The organism is Devosia nitrariae (assembly GCF_030160115.1).
Classification (GTDB): domain Bacteria; phylum Pseudomonadota; class Alphaproteobacteria; order Rhizobiales; family Devosiaceae; genus Devosia; species Devosia nitrariae.
On record NZ_BSNS01000007.1, the window covers coordinates 394,336 to 411,025 of the forward strand.

Annotated in this window: 19 protein-coding genes and 1 tRNA gene; 12 read left to right on the top strand and 8 right to left on the bottom strand. The window is 64.4% G+C overall.

Annotated elements, in window-relative coordinates; all coding sequences use genetic code 11:
- The first annotated feature begins 28 nt into the window (after positions 1 to 28).
- Positions 29 to 610, top strand: a complete 582-nt coding sequence (locus QQK18_RS07115) for a type 1 glutamine amidotransferase family protein (protein ID WP_284339604.1) — start codon at positions 29 to 31, stop codon at positions 608 to 610.
- Here the strand turns inward: QQK18_RS07115 and QQK18_RS07120 are convergent.
- The gene (locus QQK18_RS07120) at positions 594 to 3,017 is read right to left on the bottom strand and encodes a beta-glucosidase (protein WP_284339994.1); all 2,424 of its coding nucleotides are present in this window, start codon (positions 3,015 to 3,017) and stop codon (positions 594 to 596) included. The genes QQK18_RS07115 and QQK18_RS07120 overlap by 17 nt on opposite strands.
- 136 nt (positions 3,018 to 3,153) lie before the next feature.
- Between QQK18_RS07120 and QQK18_RS07125 the strand changes: the two genes are divergently transcribed.
- From QQK18_RS07125 to aac(3), 3 genes are all read left to right on the top strand, one after another.
- Positions 3,154 to 3,672 carry an anthrone oxygenase family protein gene (locus tag QQK18_RS07125; protein WP_284339605.1) on the top strand — a complete coding sequence of 173 codons (519 nt, stop codon included), beginning with the start codon at positions 3,154 to 3,156 and terminating at the stop codon, positions 3,670 to 3,672.
- 60 nt (positions 3,673 to 3,732) lie between these two features.
- Positions 3,733 to 4,149: a winged helix-turn-helix transcriptional regulator gene (locus QQK18_RS07130; RefSeq protein WP_284339606.1), complete on the top strand. Its 417-nt coding sequence runs from the start codon at positions 3,733 to 3,735 to the stop codon at positions 4,147 to 4,149.
- 91 nt (positions 4,150 to 4,240) lie between these two features.
- A complete protein-coding gene (gene aac(3) / locus QQK18_RS07135) occupies positions 4,241 to 5,029 on the top strand; it encodes an aminoglycoside 3-N-acetyltransferase (protein WP_284339607.1) in 789 nt (262 codons plus the stop codon).
- Here the strand turns inward: aac(3) and QQK18_RS07140 are convergent, their stop codons facing one another.
- Positions 5,030 to 5,779: an SDR family NAD(P)-dependent oxidoreductase gene (locus QQK18_RS07140; RefSeq protein ID WP_284339608.1), complete on the bottom strand. Its 750-nt coding sequence runs from the start codon at positions 5,777 to 5,779 to the stop codon at positions 5,030 to 5,032.
- Between the two features lie 157 nt (positions 5,780 to 5,936).
- Between QQK18_RS07140 and QQK18_RS07145 the strand changes: the two genes are divergently transcribed.
- The 5 genes from QQK18_RS07145 (at position 5,937) to QQK18_RS07165 (ending at position 10,280) form a co-directional block, all read left to right on the top strand.
- Positions 5,937 to 6,494 (top strand): TetR/AcrR family transcriptional regulator, encoded by a 558-nt coding sequence (locus QQK18_RS07145; protein ID WP_284339609.1) that lies wholly within the window; start codon positions 5,937 to 5,939, stop codon positions 6,492 to 6,494.
- 81 nt (positions 6,495 to 6,575) lie between these two features.
- Positions 6,576 to 7,319 (top strand): AzlC family ABC transporter permease, encoded by a 744-nt coding sequence (locus tag QQK18_RS07150; RefSeq protein WP_284339610.1) that lies wholly within the window; start codon positions 6,576 to 6,578, stop codon positions 7,317 to 7,319.
- Entirely contained in the window at positions 7,303 to 7,605 is a 303-nt protein-coding gene (locus QQK18_RS07155) for an AzlD domain-containing protein (RefSeq protein ID WP_284339611.1), read from the top strand. Before QQK18_RS07150 ends, QQK18_RS07155 begins: the two co-directional genes overlap by 17 nt.
- A gap of 160 nt (positions 7,606 to 7,765) precedes the next feature.
- Entirely contained in the window at positions 7,766 to 8,296 is a 531-nt protein-coding gene (locus QQK18_RS07160; protein ID WP_284339612.1) for a putative pterin-binding protein, read from the top strand.
- A 16-nt stretch (positions 8,297 to 8,312) separates the two neighbouring features.
- The gene (locus QQK18_RS07165) at positions 8,313 to 10,280 is read left to right on the top strand and encodes a putative bifunctional diguanylate cyclase/phosphodiesterase (RefSeq protein ID WP_284339613.1); all 1,968 of its coding nucleotides are present in this window, start codon (positions 8,313 to 8,315) and stop codon (positions 10,278 to 10,280) included.
- Between the two features lie 47 nt (positions 10,281 to 10,327).
- On the opposite strand, the gene QQK18_RS07170 is transcribed toward QQK18_RS07165, so the two are convergent.
- Positions 10,328 to 10,412: transfer RNA gene (locus QQK18_RS07170), tRNA-Leu, on the bottom strand.
- 153 nt (positions 10,413 to 10,565) lie between these two features.
- On the opposite strand from QQK18_RS07170, the gene QQK18_RS07175 reads away from it, so the two are divergent.
- Entirely contained in the window at positions 10,566 to 11,078 is a 513-nt protein-coding gene (locus tag QQK18_RS07175; RefSeq protein WP_284339614.1) for a disulfide bond formation protein B, read from the top strand.
- Between the two features lie 270 nt (positions 11,079 to 11,348).
- Here the strand turns inward: QQK18_RS07175 and QQK18_RS07180 are convergent, their stop codons facing one another.
- The 4 genes from QQK18_RS07180 to QQK18_RS07195 form a co-directional block, all read right to left on the bottom strand.
- Positions 11,349 to 11,603: a type II toxin-antitoxin system ParD family antitoxin gene (locus QQK18_RS07180; RefSeq protein WP_284339615.1), complete on the bottom strand. Its 255-nt coding sequence runs from the start codon at positions 11,601 to 11,603 to the stop codon at positions 11,349 to 11,351.
- 74 nt (positions 11,604 to 11,677) lie between these two features.
- Entirely contained in the window at positions 11,678 to 12,235 is a 558-nt protein-coding gene (locus QQK18_RS07185; RefSeq protein WP_284339616.1) for an HNH endonuclease, read from the bottom strand.
- A gap of 101 nt (positions 12,236 to 12,336) precedes the next feature.
- Positions 12,337 to 12,999 carry an alpha/beta hydrolase gene (locus tag QQK18_RS07190; RefSeq protein ID WP_284339617.1) on the bottom strand — a complete coding sequence of 221 codons (663 nt, stop codon included), beginning with the start codon at positions 12,997 to 12,999 and terminating at the stop codon, positions 12,337 to 12,339.
- Positions 12,996 to 13,655: a DNA-3-methyladenine glycosylase family protein gene (locus QQK18_RS07195; RefSeq protein ID WP_284339618.1), complete on the bottom strand. Its 660-nt coding sequence runs from the start codon at positions 13,653 to 13,655 to the stop codon at positions 12,996 to 12,998. Before QQK18_RS07195 ends, QQK18_RS07190 begins: the two co-directional genes overlap by 4 nt.
- A 134-nt stretch (positions 13,656 to 13,789) precedes the next feature.
- Here QQK18_RS07195 and gluQRS point away from each other — a divergent pair, with 134 nt between their 5' ends.
- The gene (gene gluQRS, locus QQK18_RS07200; protein ID WP_284339619.1) at positions 13,790 to 14,632 is read left to right on the top strand and encodes a tRNA glutamyl-Q(34) synthetase GluQRS; all 843 of its coding nucleotides are present in this window, start codon (positions 13,790 to 13,792) and stop codon (positions 14,630 to 14,632) included.
- Positions 14,633 to 14,647: 15 nt separating this feature from the next.
- Here the strand turns inward: gluQRS and QQK18_RS07205 are convergent, their stop codons facing one another.
- Positions 14,648 to 15,595, bottom strand: a complete 948-nt coding sequence (locus QQK18_RS07205; protein WP_284339620.1) for an NAD-dependent epimerase/dehydratase family protein — start codon at positions 15,593 to 15,595, stop codon at positions 14,648 to 14,650.
- Positions 15,596 to 15,683: 88 nt separating this feature from the next.
- Here QQK18_RS07205 and QQK18_RS07210 point away from each other — a divergent pair, with 88 nt between their 5' ends.
- A complete protein-coding gene (locus tag QQK18_RS07210) occupies positions 15,684 to 16,571 on the top strand; it encodes a LysR family transcriptional regulator (RefSeq protein ID WP_284339621.1) in 888 nt (295 codons plus the stop codon).
- The last annotated feature ends 119 nt before the right edge of the window (positions 16,572 to 16,690 follow it).

Consider the following 16,690-nt stretch of genomic DNA (forward strand, 5'->3'; position numbering starts at 1 on the left):
CTTTGCCATCAGACACGAGGAGACGGCAATGACAACCTTCGTCACCATCCTGACCAACGACTATGCCGATTGGGAAACTGCCCTGCTCAATGCCGTGGCAAAGGGCTACTATGGCGTCGAGACACACTTTGCGACCCCCGGCGGCATGCCGGTGACCTCGGCGGGCGGCCTCAGGGTCACCCCGGACATGGCCATCGAGGACATCGACCTTGAAACTGTCGACGTGCTGCTCGTCAATGGCGGTACGGCCTGGGCCGTGCCCGGCGCGCCCGACATTTCAAAGCTCGCGCAGGACGCGGTCGCGGCCGGCAAGATCGTCGGCGGCATCTGCGACGGCACCCTGGCTCTCGCCCGCACCGGCGTGCTCGATGGCGTGCGTCATACCTCCAACTCGCCGGAAAACCTGCCACCCTCCGGCTACAAGGGCGAAAGCCTTTATGAGGACGTTCCGCATGCCGTTACCGACGGCAGGATCGTGACCGCGCCCGGCACCGCCCCGGTCAGCTTCATGGCCGCCATTCTCGACCAGTTGGGCCTCAAGGACGCCAACCTCGACTTCTATCTCGGCATGCATGCGGCCGAGCACAAGGCGATTAGACCGGCAGCATGAGCGTCGTCGAACGGCTGACCTTGGCCGACAGCGGCAGGTCGGCCGACGATGTGCCGACCCTGAGCGTAAAGTCGCCCGCCTCGACCAGCCAATGGCGGGCCGAGGTGGAATAGAAGGCGAAGGCGCGTGCATCGAGCCGCAAGTCGAGCCTGCGGCTCTCGCCGGGCTTAAGGCTCGCCTTGGCGAAGGCCTTGAGTTCCTTATGCGGCCGGTCGAGTGAGGCGATGTCGTCGGTGACATAAAGCTGCACGACGCAGACGCCGGGACGCTCGCCGGTATTGGCAAGTGTCACCGACACCGTGACCGATCCGTCCGCCTCGAATTGGCCATCGTCGACGGCCAAGTCCGACAAGGCAAAGCTGGTATAGGAGAGCCCGTAGCCGAACGGAAACAGCGGTGCGATGCCGTGCTTGTCGTAGTGCCGGTAGCCGACGAACACCCCCTCCTCGTAGCGCACCTTGCCGTCGAGCCCAGGATAGACTTCCACGTCCTGGCTGTTGGTCGGGTTATCCGTCCATTTGACCGGAAACGTCTGCGGCAGCCGTCCGCCGGGCTCGGCGGCACCCGTCAGCACGTCGGCGATCGCATTGCCCGCCTCCTGGCCCGGATACCAGGCCTGGAGCACCGCGGCGACGTCGTCGAGCCATGGCATCTCCACCGGTCCGCCTGTCTGCAGCACCACGATGGTGCGCGGGTTGGCGCCGGCAACCGCCGCAACGAGCTCGTTCTGCCGGCCGGGGAGCACTATTCCGGAGAGGTCGCTGCCCTCGGTATCCCATTCGCCATTGCGTCCGATGAAGACGATGGCGATCTCGGCCTCGGCCGCGACCCGCGCCGCCTCGGCAATGGCCTTATCGCCGAGCGGGAAGCCGATGCCGACGGCAAAGGCCGCAAGTCCGAGGGTGGCGAAGTCCTTGGTGGCGAACTCGATGGTGATCTCATAGGACCGTCCGGCCTCGAGCACGACGACACCAACGACCTCATCGCACCCTTCCTCGAAGAACGTGCGGCCCTTGGTCCAGTTGGTCCAGGCATCGGCAACGAGTCGGCCGTCGACATAGACCTTGGCAAAACCGGCGCTATGGACGCCGACGCGATGTTCGCCGCTTTCCTTTGCCGTGTAGCTGCCGGTCAGCCGGGCAGAGAATTGCAGCGGGTCAACCTTGCCCTCGGCCACCTCACCGATCCAGAACGCCTGGGCGTCCTCCTGCTCGCCGACATGCGCCGGCTCGCCGGAAAGCGTCTCGTTGGCAAAGTACTCCACCTTGAACTGGCCCTTGAGCAGCGGCTCGAAGCGATGGTTGGTGCAGCCGGGTGCGTGGGTGAGCTGCGCCTCGCCAAGCGCGGCAACCAGTCCCTCCCACGGGCTGACGCGATAATGCGCGTTGAGCTGCGCGCTGCCGCCACCCATGATCTGCGCTATTCTGGCATTGGGGCCGATGACGGCGATCTTGCCGGCGCCGGTCAGCGGTAGCACGTTGTTATTCTTGAGAAGCACCGCCGCCTCCGCGCCGGCGCGGCGGATGAGCGACCGGTGCTCAGGCCGGTCGTCGGCCCGCTCGGCGAACGGACGCGTGTCGGTGAGGGCCCCGGTACGGTCCATGAGGCGCAGCATATTGAGGGCGCGCTCGCGCACCGTCGGCGCCTTGACCGTACCTTCCCTCACCGCCGCAACGAGCTTGTCGCCCCGATCGCGGGTCCGGCCCGGCATCTCGAGGTCGAGCCCGGCATTGACCGTCTCGGCGGTCGAATGTGAGCCAAACCAGTCCGACATGACGATGCCATCATAGCCCCACTCGTTGCGCAGGACCGTCGTCAGCAGCCAGTTGTGCTCAGAGGTATAGGTACCGTTGAGCTTGTTGTAGGAACTCATCACCCCCCAGGTGCCGGCGACCTTCACCGCCCGCTCGAAGGCGACGAGATAGATCTCGCGCAAGCTCCGTTCGTCGATCTCCGACGAGATGGTGGTACGCTCGATTTCGGATTCATTGCCGGCAAAGTGCTTGATGGTGGCGGCGATCCACTGCCCCTGCAGGCCCGTGACGTAGGCCGAGGCCAGCTCCGCCGTCAGGATCGGATCCTCCGAATAGCATTCGAAATTGCGCCCGTTGGTCACCGACCGGTGGATGTTGACCGTCGGGGCCAGCAGCATGTGCGCCCCTTTGGACTTGACCTCGTCGGCGAGCGCCGCGCCAATCTCGCCCACTAGAGCAACACTCCACGTCGCCCCGAGCGCGATGCCGACCGGAAAGCTCGCCGACTTGACCCCGCCAATCAGCGAGCCGCCGCCGCGCGCGCCGTTCGGCCCGTCGGTGACCCTGAGCTTGCCGACGCCCAGCCGCGGCACCGCCGGCACCGACCAGAAATCCTCGCCGGAAAGGATCGACACCTGCTCTTCGAGCGTCATGGCATCGACGAGGTCTTCCAGTTCAGTCTCGGTCACGGCAAGCATCCTTCTCGGCCAGTTCGGTCAGCCATCACCGATCTGTAACGCGATGGCGCTAATCCCGCCCCAGCACATCTAGAAACGACCGGAGCATAGGATGAGCCTTCTAGCCACCATCGCCGCCTTTGTCGCCATGCTTTTGACCGGCGCCATCGCCGGTTTCTTTTATGCCTGGTCATGCTCGACCATGCTTGGGCTCGATGCCATCGACCCGCGCCACGCCATCGAAGCCATGCAGGCGATCAACCGATTGATCGTCAACCCGGTCTTTGCGCCCGGCTTCTTCGGCACGCCGATCGCGCTGCTGCTGACGAGCGGGCTGTTCTTCCTGGCGCGGATGCGGACGTCCGGCCTCCTCGCTCTTCTCGCCTTCCTCGCCTATGCAGTCGGCGCCTTCGGCGTCACGGTCGTGGTCAACGTGCCCATGAACGAAGCTCTAGGCGCGACCGCCATACCCGACGACGTCGAGGCGGCGCACCGCATCTGGCAGGACTATTCGCCGGCATGGACCGCCTGGAACCACCTGCGCACCGCCGCGAGCCTCTCGGCCCTGCTGCTGATCGGCTTGGCGCTCTATGTCGCCGGCCGGCATCAAGCGGTGCAGGCGGGCCACTAGTCACAACCAGTAACCGTCTCTATATTAGTGCCTAAGGCACCAACAGCTAAAGGCGCATCCATGCCCATCACAGACACCAGCAAATCCGCCAATTGCCTGGCCATGTCGGACGTCCTCAACCGCATCGGCGACAAATGGAGCGTGATGGTGGTCGGCATCCTCGGCAAGAGCGGCACGCTGCGCTTCAACGAGTTGAAGCGCATGATCAACGGCATCTCCCAGCGCATGCTCACCCTCACCCTGCGCAACCTCGAGCGCGATGGCCTCGTCACCCGCACCATCTATCCCGAGGTTCCGCCGCGCGTTGAATATAGCCTGACCAAGATGGGTAAGACCCTCGACGGTCCGATCTCGAGCCTCTGGGATTGGTCGTCCGATCACCACCAGGCTATTCTGGAGGCCCGCGCCGTCTACGATACGCGCGAGGGCGCGATCGCCAAGGAGAACACCCGCAAGATCGCCTACGCCCGCGGCTAGAGCGGAATGCGAAAAAGCCCATCCCGGACTTGATCCGGGATGGGAACCGGTTTTTTCGCGAAGAATCCCACGACAACAAAGAGCTAGCGCGATGACGGCGACACTCTGGACGCGGGCGGAACTTGCCCGTCACGCGGCCGAACTTGGCCTCGCGCCCGGCGATGCGATGCTGGTCCACGCGGGGCTTCGCTCGGTCGGACCGATCCTCGGCGGTCCGGACGCCCTGATCGACGCGCTGCTCGATGCCGTCGGCCCGGCCGGCACCATCTTGGGCTATTGCGACTGGGACTACGACGACCGCGACCTTCCGGATCCCGCGTTGCGTCCGCACGTCCCCCCGTTCGATCCGGCGCGTTCACGCGCAACGCGCGACAACGGCGCTTTTCCCGAATTGCTGCGCACGCGGCCGGGCGCACGCCGCAGCGGTAACCCCGGCGCGTCCTGCGCGGCTCTCGGCGGCCGGGCGGACTGGTTCACCGCCGACCACGCCCTCGACTATGGCTATGGCCCGCAATCGCCGTTCGGCAAGCTGGTTTCCACCGGCGGCAAGACGCTGCTGCTGGGTGCGCCACTCGACACCATGACCCTGCTTCACCATGCCGAGCACCTCGCCGACATTCCCAACAAGCGGGTGCGCCGTTTCCAGGCGCCGATGCTGATCGATGGCGGGACGGGTTGGCGGCAGTTCGAGGAATTCGACACCAGCGACCCCATCGTCGAAGGGCTGCCCGATGATTACTTCGCCACTATCGTCGAAGCGTTTCTTGCCAGCGGCAGGGGAAAGCGCGGCACCATCGGTGCCGCGCCCTCGGTATTGGTCGATGCCCCGGCCATCGTCGCCTTCGCCGTCGACTGGCTGGAGGCGCGATTCAAGACCTGATCAGGCGTTGGCGCCGTTGTCGACGAGGATGGCGGTGCCGGTAATGCTGCGCCCGCCGGGACCGGCAAGATGTAATACGCTTGCCGCCACGTCCTCTGCTTGCCCGTACCGTCCGAGCGCGGTCAATGCCACCTGCGGCTCGGCGAACGGTCCGTCGGCCGGGTTCATGTCGGTGTCGGTCGAGCCAGGATGGACGAGGTTGACGGTGATGCCGCGCGGCCCCAGCTCGCGCGCCAGCGCCCGGGTCATGCCCGTCAGCGCCGATTTGCTCGCCGTGTAGACGCTGAGGCCTGACAGGGCCACCCGCTCGGCCAGGTTGCTGCCGATCGAGATGATCCGACCGCCCTCGCCCATGTGCCGGGCCGCCGCTTGCGCCGCAAAGAAGGGCGCGCGCACATGGATGGCAAAGGTCTGGTCGAACTCCTCGCGGGTTGCCGCCTCGAACGGCGCGCCGAGCGCGATACCGGCATTGTTGACGAGGATATCGATGCGCCCGAATGCCTCGACAACCTGCTCTACCGCGGCTGTCACCGCGTCGGGATCGGCCGAATCCGCCTGGATGGCAAGCGACTTGCGCCCGAAGCTCCTGATGCGGTTCTCCGTCTCCTCGGCGCCGCGCCCGTTGCTGGCGAAGGTGAAAGCGACGTCGGCGCCGTTACGCGCCAGCGTCTCGGCGATGGCGGCACCGATCCCCCGGCTGGCGCCAGTCACCAGCGCCACCTGTCCTTCGAGTTGCGGTTTGGATCGCATCGGTCACTCCATTCTGTAACGATCGGTATATAATAGCTGCACGACTTGTCCGTCGCGGTCAACGATTTTATAATGATCGGTACACAATCTCTTTGGACACCCGGTTTTGGCAGGACGCCCCAGACAATTCGACAGAGACGAAGCCCTCGACAGGGCCATGCGCCTCTTCTGGGAGCGCGGCTACGAGGGCACCTCGGTCGGCGACCTGGCCGAGACGCTCGGCATCGGCAAGCCCAGCCTTTATGCCGCCTTCGGCTGTAAGGAGCAGCTCTTTTATGATGCGCTCGACCTTTACGAGCGCACCTATGGCTGCATCTCTCCCGACGAGCTCGACGGGTTTGCAACCGCCCGCGAGGCAATCGAAAGCACGCTCTCCCGCAACGCCGAGACGGCCGTCGATCCCCATACGCCCCGCGGCTGCTTCATCGTGCTCTCGGCCGCAGTCGGTCCTCCGCAGGACGTGGAGGTGCGCGCCAACCTCACCCGACGCCGCCAGGCCTCGCTCGAGCACTTCGAAAGGCGTATCGAGCGCGGCATCGCCGACGGCGACGTGCCGGCCGGCACCGACGCCCGCGCCGTCGCCTCGTTCTATGCAACCGTCATCAACGGCATCGCCATCCAGGCGCGCGACGGCGCGCCGCGCGAGCTGCTCGACGCCATCGTCGACGGCGCTATGGCCGCCTGGGACGCGGTCTGCGCCCGCAAAACCTCGTGATCGCCGATCAGCGCCGTCGATCATGGGCATCAGCACTTGTCATTGGGCTGGCCCATGCGAATCTGCAAAGGTGCTGGCCCGATGAGCTCACCCGCCAGTCCTGTCACGACAGAAAAGCCAAGCGCTTACCAGGACCTGGCGCGCGGCGCGCGCGCCTGCCTGCCGGTGTGCATCTCGGTTGCCGCCTACGGCCTCGTCTGGGGCGTGCTGGCCGGCCAGGCGGGCCTCTCCGTGCTCGAGGTGCTGCTGATGAGCGGACTGGTCTTTGCCGGTTCCTCGCAGTTCGTCGCGCTCGACCTGTGGACCGGCAATCCCGCCGCTCTGCCGATCGGGGCGCTGGTCCTCGCGGTCGCCATCGTCAACTTGCGCTACGTGCTGCTGACGGCGACGTTGCGGCCCCTCTTCGCCTCCCGACTCCGTCCCAGCGCCCTTGCCGCCATCTTCGTTGCCACTGACGAGAACTGGGCGCTGACCGTTGCCGAGATGCGCCGCCGCCCAACCGGCGCCGCCTTCCTCGTCGGCGGCGGACTGATGATCTACGTCAGCTGGCTGGCCTCGACCGCCATTGGCCGGCTGCTGGGTGCGGCCATCGACGACCCCGCCGCCTTCGGCCTTGACTTCGCCTTCACCGCCACCTTCCTTGCCCTCCTCCTCGGCATGTGGCGCGGCAAAGGGGATCTCGTGCCGTGGCTGGTCGGCGCCGGTGCCGCGCTCATTGCCGCGCGGCTGATCGAGGGCAATTGGTACATCCTTGTCGGCGGCCTTATCGGCAGCTTCGCCGGTGCCGTATTCGAGACGAGGGCACGTCGTGACCGTCTCGCCTGAAGCCCTCAGCGCCATCGCCCTCATGGCGCTTGCCACCTACGCCATCCGCGTCGGCGGTCTGCTGCTCGCCGACCGACTGCCGCGCGAGGGGTTCGTTGCCGCGTGGCTCCGCCACATTCCCGGCGCCGTGCTCGCGGCGCTCGTCGCTCCTGCGATCGCTTCGGGCAGCATTGCCGAAGCGGTTGCCGCCGCCGTCACCGCCCTGGTGTTCATTGCGACCAGGAGCCTCTTTCCGGCCATGGCTGCCGGTGTGGTCGCCGTCTATATCGCGCGGCTCTTCGTCTAGTGGTCACCACTTTGCGGTCGGAAACGCCAAGGGACAACTCTCAACATACAATAGCATTCTTACCGCAATTCCGAGAATTTGAATATTAGTGCTGGCTTTGGATTCCAACATCGGGAAAATGTCAGCAGTAAATAGAGTAGGTGCGGAAAAGGAGCTGCTGATGCGCAGCATACGACTATTCGCCCCTACCACAGCACCAATAGCGACGATCGCCGCCGTGGTAATCTTTCTTCTTTCAGCGGCTGCCGGTGCGCTGGAGCCCGTGACCCTGCCCGAGGCTGGCGCCACGGTCGCGTTCAAGGCGATCAATGGCGACCGGGAAGTTCCGGTCACGGTCAGAGAACTCGAGGCCCTGGGGCTTTATCGGGTCACGACCACGAGCCCGTGGGAGAAGGGCGAACTAGTCTTCGAGGGCGTACTTTTCAGCGATGTCGTCGAACATGTCGGGCTCGGTGACGCGGATGCGATCCGATTACGGGGCCTTGACAGCTACACACAGGTGATCCCTCGCGAGGATTGGATCGACAGACCCCTGATCCTCGCGACGCGCCAGAACGGCGAGCTGTTGACGCGACGCACGCAGGGGCCGACGCGCGTCGTCTATCCGCTTTCCGAATATCCCGCCTACGATTCTGCCGTGCACGATGGGCGATGGGTTTGGCTCATCGAGAGCATGGATCCGGTGGAGTAGCCGCCGAGGAAACCCGATGCTGATCCGCCTTATTCGCACGCGGCTGGCGCTCCTGGTATCGGTCTTGGTGGCCATAGTGATGTCCGCCGCCACGATCTTCAGCTTCTACAATACGCTCAATGAGATCGAGAATTCGCTTCCCAACTTCGGCTTCTTTTCGATGCGCGAGTTGAACCTCGCCATCCGCGACGTCGCGCACCTCAAGGACATGGTCACGCTGGCGCGTCTTGCGCCGGACCAGCAGGAGAGCATCGACCTGATCTCGAAGGCCAACGACCTGGTCTACGTCCGGTTCGGCCGCCAGGATCAGGCGTCCACGATCCGTGGGTACCCCACATACGGCCCTGCCGTCACTCGCGCCCGCGCGGTTGTCGCCAGGCTAGACCGGCTTCTCGACCGGGGCCCTCCCCTTTCGGTCCTGGTGCTTACCCAGGTCGGCGAGGAACTGGCGGCGACCAAAGACGGCATGGCCGACGCCTACCACGCCTTTGGCCAGGCAACCAACGTAGAACTTGCCGAAATCCAGATCCGCCTGGGTCAACTCAATGTACTGACCGCAATCGTTCTTTCCGTGTTCTCGGCAATGGCGATCGGTGTGGCCGTTCTCTTGGTCAACCGGCACCGCACGCTTCGGTTCATGCGGCATCTCGCCTGGCACGATCCGCTGACCGAACTGAAGAATCGTGCCTGGCTGCTGACCAATGCCGAGGGCGTCCTGCGCAGAGCCACAGGCGCCAATCGTAGCGTTGCCCTTCTCCTTATCGACGTCGATCGCTTCAAGGAAGTGAACGACACGTTTGGGCATGCAGCCGGCGACGCGCTGCTCAAGGCAGTCGGGCGCCTGCTCCTCGATGTGGAGAAGAGATGCGCGGGCCACGCTGTTCGGCTCGGCGGAGACGAATTCGCCCTGTTGCTGCCAATAGCTTCCCGCTCGATCCTCCAGCGCGTCACTGATGAGCTGCGCGAAGGTCTCAACACGCGGCTCGACCTCGACGGTATTGAAACGCGCATGAGCGCAAGCATAGGTGTGGCGCGCTTTCCCGAGCACGCAGCCGATCTCGGCGCCCTGTTGCGGTGTGCCGACTATGCGCTCTATTCGGCAAAGGCCCGCGGTGGTGGGTACGACGTGCTGTTTTCTCCCGAGGCCGCACACCGGATGGAAAACCAGCACCGCCTGGACGCGGCGATCCGCAGTGCGATTGCCGCCGATGAACTGTTCCTCAACTGGCAACCACAATACGAACTCACAACCGGGAGACTCAGCGGAGCTGAGGCTTTGGTGAGCTGGCACGACCCGACAACCGGAAGGACTGTCCCTGCGGCCGAATTCATACCCGCGGCCGAGGGAAGCGAACTCATCCTCGACATCGACAGATTCGTGTTGACCAAAGCCTGCCAACAGGCCGTCGCATGGCGCGCCGAAGTCCCCGGCGACTTCACCTTCAGCGTCAACATCTCCGCCAAGCACATGCAGCGTCCGGATTTGCCCGAGTTCGTCCGCAAGACGCTCAGCGAGACAGGGCTGGAACCTGGCCGCCTGGAGCTGGAGATCACCGAAAGTGCGTTCATCGAGAACAAGCAGGCGGCGCTCAAGGTGCTCTCGCAGTTGCAAGCCTTTGGCGTGCGTTTTGCCCTTGACGATTTCGGCACAGGCTATTCGTCGCTGAGCTACCTCATCGATCTCGACGTAACACGCCTGAAGATCGACCGATCCTTCATCTCCAACGTGATGGTGTCGACCGGAAAGCGCAACGTCGTGCAGTCGATCATGGCGCTCGCCCATTCTCTCGATCTCGACATCGTCGCCGAAGGCGTCGAGACGCCCGAGCAGACCGCCTTCCTGATGCAGCTCGGATGCCGCTACGCGCAGGGCTTCCTGTTGTCGCGCCCGATCAGCCCGGATGAACTGACAGGGCTCCTGGCCAGCAAGAACCGGGTCACCCCCGAGTTGATTGAGGGCGCCAAACGAATCCTCGCCGCCTGATTTGGCAGGGCGAGGAGTGTGTTCGGTACCGCACTTCTGGAGGATGATGGTGCGGGCGGTCGGAATCGAACCGACACTCCTTTCGGAACCGGATTTTGAGTCCGGCGCGTCTACCAGTTCCGCCACGCCCGCAGCTTTGGCGACAAGCGCCATCGGTAGGATGACAGCCGACTAGCCCGAAAGCTGCGCTCCGTCAATTGGCGTGATCACAAGCGTGCCATGACGCTGGCGTTTTCGGCCGGCGCCCGTTAACGAGCCTCGTCCAGAGTCCTTTGCGAGATCCGCATGACCCGAACCGCTCCCCTCGACAAGCTCGCCGCCGGCGCGGCGTTCCTTCTTGGCCTTGCCGCGATCATGGGCGCACTCGGCTCGCAATATATCGGCGGCCTGGTGCCGTGCGAACTCTGCCTCGAGCAGCGTCTCGCCTATTATTGGGGCCTGCCACTGCTCGCCGTCATCCTGGTGCTGTGGAACCGGCTGCCGATTGCCGTCTGGTATCTGGCGATCGCCATCGTTGCCGCGCTCTTCGTCTGGGGCGCTTATTTGGGCACTTATCATGCCGGGGTCGAGTGGGGCTTCTGGCCCGGCCCTACCTCCTGCACGGGAGTCGGTGATGCGGTCGGCTTCGATGCGCTCGCCGACCTCAACTCGGCCCGCATCGTGCCCTGCGACCAGGTACAGTTCCGCTTCCTCGGGCTCTCGCTTGCCGGCTACAACGCCCTGATCTCGGTAGCGGTCGTCGGACTGCTGGGGCTGGCAGCGCTGTTCCAGTGGCGCAAGACTAACCCTGGAGAATAGAGCGATAGTCCCTCGCGTCGCTCAAGATATGGATGACGACGACATCCTCGTGGTAACTTGATAGAAGATCGAGTATCAACGATAGGGCATGCGCCGCAGGTTGCGATGCTTGAAATCGGACACCAACGGATACCGCAAGGGCTGATCAATGAGCTTGTGGCAGTGAGCCACCAGTTCCTCGATAAAGGTCGCGGCCCGTTACCGTTCTCCATTCGATATAGTAGGCGATGGATGCTAAATCTTCCTGCGCCTCCTCAGAAATCGTAACCGTCATCGACGCGACATCTCGGCCATCTTCCGATATTTCGCGATCAGCCGCTCGGCAACTTCATCGAGCGGTTTGACCCGTCCCTCCTCGACGTCCTTGAGGCCGCGCTCGAGCGCTGCACGTAACCGCGCTTCGCGCTCCTGCACCAGGCGCACGCCCTCGCGCAATACCTCGCTCTTGGAATTGTACCGGCCTGTGGCGACGAGATCGTTCACCACCTTCTCGAGGGTTTCACCCAGTTCCGCGCTGATCGCCATAGCCCGTTCTCCGCGTTGCCAATCAATAATAGTTATTGGCGTGCTTAAGACAACGCGCACAGTGTGGCAGCGGCTTACGGCTCCAGTTCGATATCCCAGTAGAGATAATCAAGCCAGCTCTGGTGCAAATGGTTGGGCGGGAAGGCACGGCCGTTGTTGTGCAGGTCGAAGACCGTCGGGTGATACGGCTTCTGGCGCGGGAACATGTTGATTTCCCACGGCATGCGATTGGCCTTCTTGAGGTTGCAGGGCGCGCAGGCCGCCACCACGTTCTCCCAGGTCGTGCGCCCGCCCTTGGAGCGCGGGACGACATGGTCGAACGTCAGGTCTTCCTTCGATCCGCAATACTGGCACAGGAAGCGGTCGCGCAGGAACACGTTGAAGCGGGTAAAGGCCGGGTGCTTGGCGGGCTTCACATATTCCTTGAGCGAGACAACGCTCGGCAGCTTCATCTCGAGGGACGGGCTGTGGATGGCGGTATCGTATTCGGAAACGATATTGACCCGGTCCAGGCACACCGCCTTGATCGCATCCTGCCAGGACCAAAGCGAGAGAGGGTAATAGCTGAGCGGACGGAAGTCGGCATTCAGCACGAGTGCGGGACAGCCCTCAGGCGACACATGGATTGTCACTTGAGCCTCCCGAAGCGGGAATCAGTCAAGTCCATAGCGCCCTTATACTAAGCCGTTTGTGACATGGCTGTGAAGCGGGCAAAGCAGCGCTGTGGCGGCGATCAATCGCTGCCGGAAATCTCCCGGACAAACGCAGTGGCAAAGGCGAGGCCATCGGGCGCGATACCGTGGCCGACGCCGTGCGAGACGTGGTGGCGCACGCTGATGCCGGCAGCAGCCAGGGCCTGCTCAGCCTCGGCACTGAGGTGCGCATCGACAACCGTGTCGAGGTCGCCATGGACGAGGCAGACCGGCGGTTTGATCGACGTCGGACCGAACCCTTCCGGTGGCACGAAGGCTCCCGAGAAGGCGACGATCCCCATCAGCGGTTCGGGCAGCGAAAGCCCGGCATGCAGCGCCATCATCGCGCCTTGGCTGAAACCGGCAAGGATGGTATCGCTGGCCGAAAGCCCCGTCTGCGCCCACAGATCCTCCAGGAACCGCACGAGAACCGGCCGGGCGAGCGCCACGCCCGCTTGCCGGCTTGCCAGCCGATCGCCATCGAATTCGACGTCGAACCACTGATGGCCGACATCCAAATGTCTACAAGGCTCGGGCGCATTGGGCGCCAGGAACAGCGCCTCGGGCAGCACCGGCTGCCAATGGGGCGCAAGCGAGATGAGATCGTTGCCGTCCGACCCATATCCGTGCAGCAGCACCACCGCCTGGCGGGGTGCGCCGCCCGATCGAGGCGCCAGCATCGGACCGGAGAGCGTTGCGGTCAAAGAATGATCCCTTCCCTGTCGCGGATCGCCGCGTAGTAGCGCCAGAAGAGCAGCGCGGCGGTGGCGCGGTGCGGCGACCAGTCGAGCGCCATCGACACCAACTGCTTGACCGAAGGCGACGCGTCAAGGCCGAAGGCATGGCCGACCGCCTTTTGTAAGGCAAGGTCGCCGGCCGGGAAGACATCCGGATGCCCGGCGCAGAACATAAGGTAAATCTCTGCCGTCCAGGGGCCTATGCCCTTGTGGGCGGTAAGATACGCGACCGCCTCCTCGGCGGCGAGCCCTTCGACAAGGGTAAAATCGAGCTCGCCCGAAACCACTGCTTCGGCAATGACTCGTACGGTGCGGTACTTTCCAGCCGAAAAGCCGGTGGCGCGCACAGTGGATTCATCGAGTCCGAGATAGGTTTGCGGGTCGAGCGCGCCGGGCAGCGCTTCGAAGCGGGACCAGATGGCGTTGGCGCTGGCAACCGACAATTGCTGCCCGCAGATAATCTTGGCGAGGCCTACGAACCCGCGTGGCGCCGAGCGCGGCGGAAACGGGCCGGCGCGCTCGTTGACGGCCCTGAGCCGCGGATCGCGCGCAAGGAGCGCATTGAGGTGGCGCGCGACCGCCGCCTCCGAATTCAGCCGATCTGTCAATGCGTTGGCCTGCATGCTACGGAGAACCTCCTCCAGAGTGTTTTCAGCAAAAGTGGATGCCACTTTTGCGGTTCGAAAACGCTACACTTCAAGGACTTAGAGGTCCCGTTCCGATTAAATCGGAACGGTAAAAGCTCTAGGGAACCTATATGGCATCGCGTCCGGTTTTGCGATTCGCGCCGAGCCCGAACGGGCGGCTGCACCTCGGCCACGCTTATTCGGCGCTCTTTACCTGGGCAGCCGCCGAAGCGCTGGGAGGGGTGACGCTGCTGCGCATCGAGGACATCGACACCGCGCGCTGTAAACCCGAATTCGACGCGGCAATCATCGAGGACCTGCAATGGCTTGGGCTGTCCTGGCCCGAGCCGGTGCTGCGCCAGTCGAGCCGTTTTCCCGCCTATGCGGCAGCCGCCGACAGGCTGAAGGCAACTGGCCTGCTTTATCCCTGCTTCTGCACGCGCAAGGAAGTGGCGGAACGGGCGGCTGGTGTCGATCCGGACGGGAAGCCGCTCTACCCCGGCACCTGCCGCAATCTCTCGCCTGAGAAGCGGGCGGACTTGATGGCGCAAGGACATCCCCATCAATGGCGGCTGCGCACGAACGAGGCGCTGGCCCTGGCCGGTCCGCTGACGATGACGAGCTTCGATCTCACGGGAGAGCGGTCCGAACGGCAGGTCAGGCCGCAGGATTGGGGCGACGCGGTGATCGTGCGCAAGGATACTCCGACGAGCTACCACCTTGCGGTCACGGTCGACGACGCCTTCCAGGGCGTCACCCACGTCACCCGCGGCATGGACCTTTATCGCGCGACTGACCTCCACCGGCTGCTGCAGGCCCTGCTCGACCTGCCGGCACCGCTCTACTGCCACCACAAGCTCATGGCCGACGAGGGAGACCTCAAGCTCTCCAAGTCACGCGGTTCAGCAGGCCTCAAGGACCTCCGCGCCGCCGGCTGGACCTCGGATGAGGTGCGCCGGCGGCTGGGGTTTTGAAGGGTACCTTCCCTCTCACGCCGCCGCCTTCTCACCCTCGAAGAACTTCTCGACGGTGGCGGCGACGGCCTCTTCGAAGGGCGTGCCGAAATCAGGGCCGAGCATCGCATCGAGCCGCGGATCGGCGAGGCGCATGGGGTTGTCCCAGAGATAGCGCATCTTGACGAGCTCGCGCATCAACGGCATGGCGAGACCGACGGCCGAGAGCATCAGCCACGGGGTGGGCACGCGCTTGAGCTTCATTGGCGTGACCGCCTGGATGGCATGAAACATCTGCCCGGCGGTGACGTAATGGCCGGCGAAGTGGAAGGCTTCGTAGCCGGCGAGGGCGCCGCGCCTCTCTGCCAGCCTGACGAACGCGCGTCCGAGGTCGGGCAGATACGCCCAGCTGTGCGGGGTCTCGTGGGCCGCGAGCGCCACGCGCCCCTTGCCCGCCTCGCGCAGGATTAAGAGATCGTGCCAGTCATTGTGCGACTTCGGCCCGAAGAAATCTCCCGCTCGCACGACGATCGCCTGGAACGCGCCACGCGCCGCGGCAGCCTTCAGCATTGCTTCCATGCGCACGCGGATCTCTCCGCGCGGGCGCTCGGGACGCACGGGCGCATCGGGCGTCAGCAGCTCTTGGCTGGCGGCGTAATTGTAGACGTTGCCGGGAAAGAGCATGGTCTTGCCCGAAGACCCCATCGCCTCGATGACGCGGGCGAGCTGCGCCTCGGCGCGGCCGTCGAACCACTTGTCATAGGGCAGGTTGAGCCCGTTGAAGACGACGTCGGCGTCGGCGATGGCCCCCTTCAGCGCGCCAACATCGTCGGCATCGCCCGCAACGAAATCGACGCCTGCGATCGGCTGCCGGTTCGAGCGTCCGAAGCCGGTCACGCTCCAGCCGGCATCGACGAACGCCTGAGCCGCGGCATGTCCGACATGCCCGTTGATACCGATGATGAGAACCCTGTCCTTGCGCATTTCCATTCTCCTTGTGGTTGACGAGGACAAGGTGTGCCATTCACAATCGTTTTAACATCTACCATGTGCGCAGCGACGAGATACAATAGTGAATAGAGAGCCGGATTGGGCGCTGTGGCGCAGCTTCGCCGCCGTGGTGAGCGAGGGCTCGCTCTCGGCTGCTGCCCGCAAGCTCGGCCTTTCGCAGCCGACCGTCGGGCGGCATATCGAGGCGCTGGAGGCAACGCTGGGCGTGACGCTCTTCGAGCGCACGCTCTCCGGCCTCAAGGCCAACGAGACGGCACTGAGGCTCTACGAGCCGGTCGAGACGGCCGAACGCGCGCTTGCCGAAGCGGCGATCCGCGCCGAGGGCGCCCAGCCGGACCCGGGCGGCACGGTGCGCATCACCGCCTCGACCATGGTCTCCAACTATGTGCTGCCGCAGATGCTCAAGCCTATCCGCGAGGCCTATCCCGCCATCGCTCTCGAGATCGTGCCCTCCGACTCAGCCGAAAACCTCCTGCTGCGCGAGGCCGACATCGCCATCCGCATGTTCCGCCCAACCCAGCTCGAACTGGTGACCAGAAAGCTTGGCGAGGTCCCCATCGTCTGCTGCGCCCATGAAAGCTATCTGCAGCGGCATGGCACGCCGAGCGAGGTTGCCGAATTGGCCGCCCACGACCTCATCGGGCTCGACCGCTCCGACCTCATCATCCGCATCGCGCGCGAGAAAGGTTACGACCTCAAGCGCGAGCACTTCCGCCTGCGCTCGGACAGCCAGACGCATCTGTGGGAACTGATCCGCGCAGGCCTAGGCATCGGCTTCGGCCAGGCGCAGCTGGTGCGGGCGACGCCCGGCATGCGCGCGCTGCTGCCGCAAATGCAGGTGGCACCGCTCGAGGTCTGGCTGACCAGCCACCGTGAGCTCGCCACCAGCCATCGGATACGGGCGATCTACGATGCGCTGGCCGAGGCGCTGACGGGATATATCGGATAGTCGAAGCCTACGCTTCGCCTCCCCCTTGCGGGAGACGTTATGAGGGGGATAGCTTGATCGGGCGTGGCGCCGGTCCAATGCTTTGCAGCGTTGTGATAAATTCGCATGACGGTCGCAAC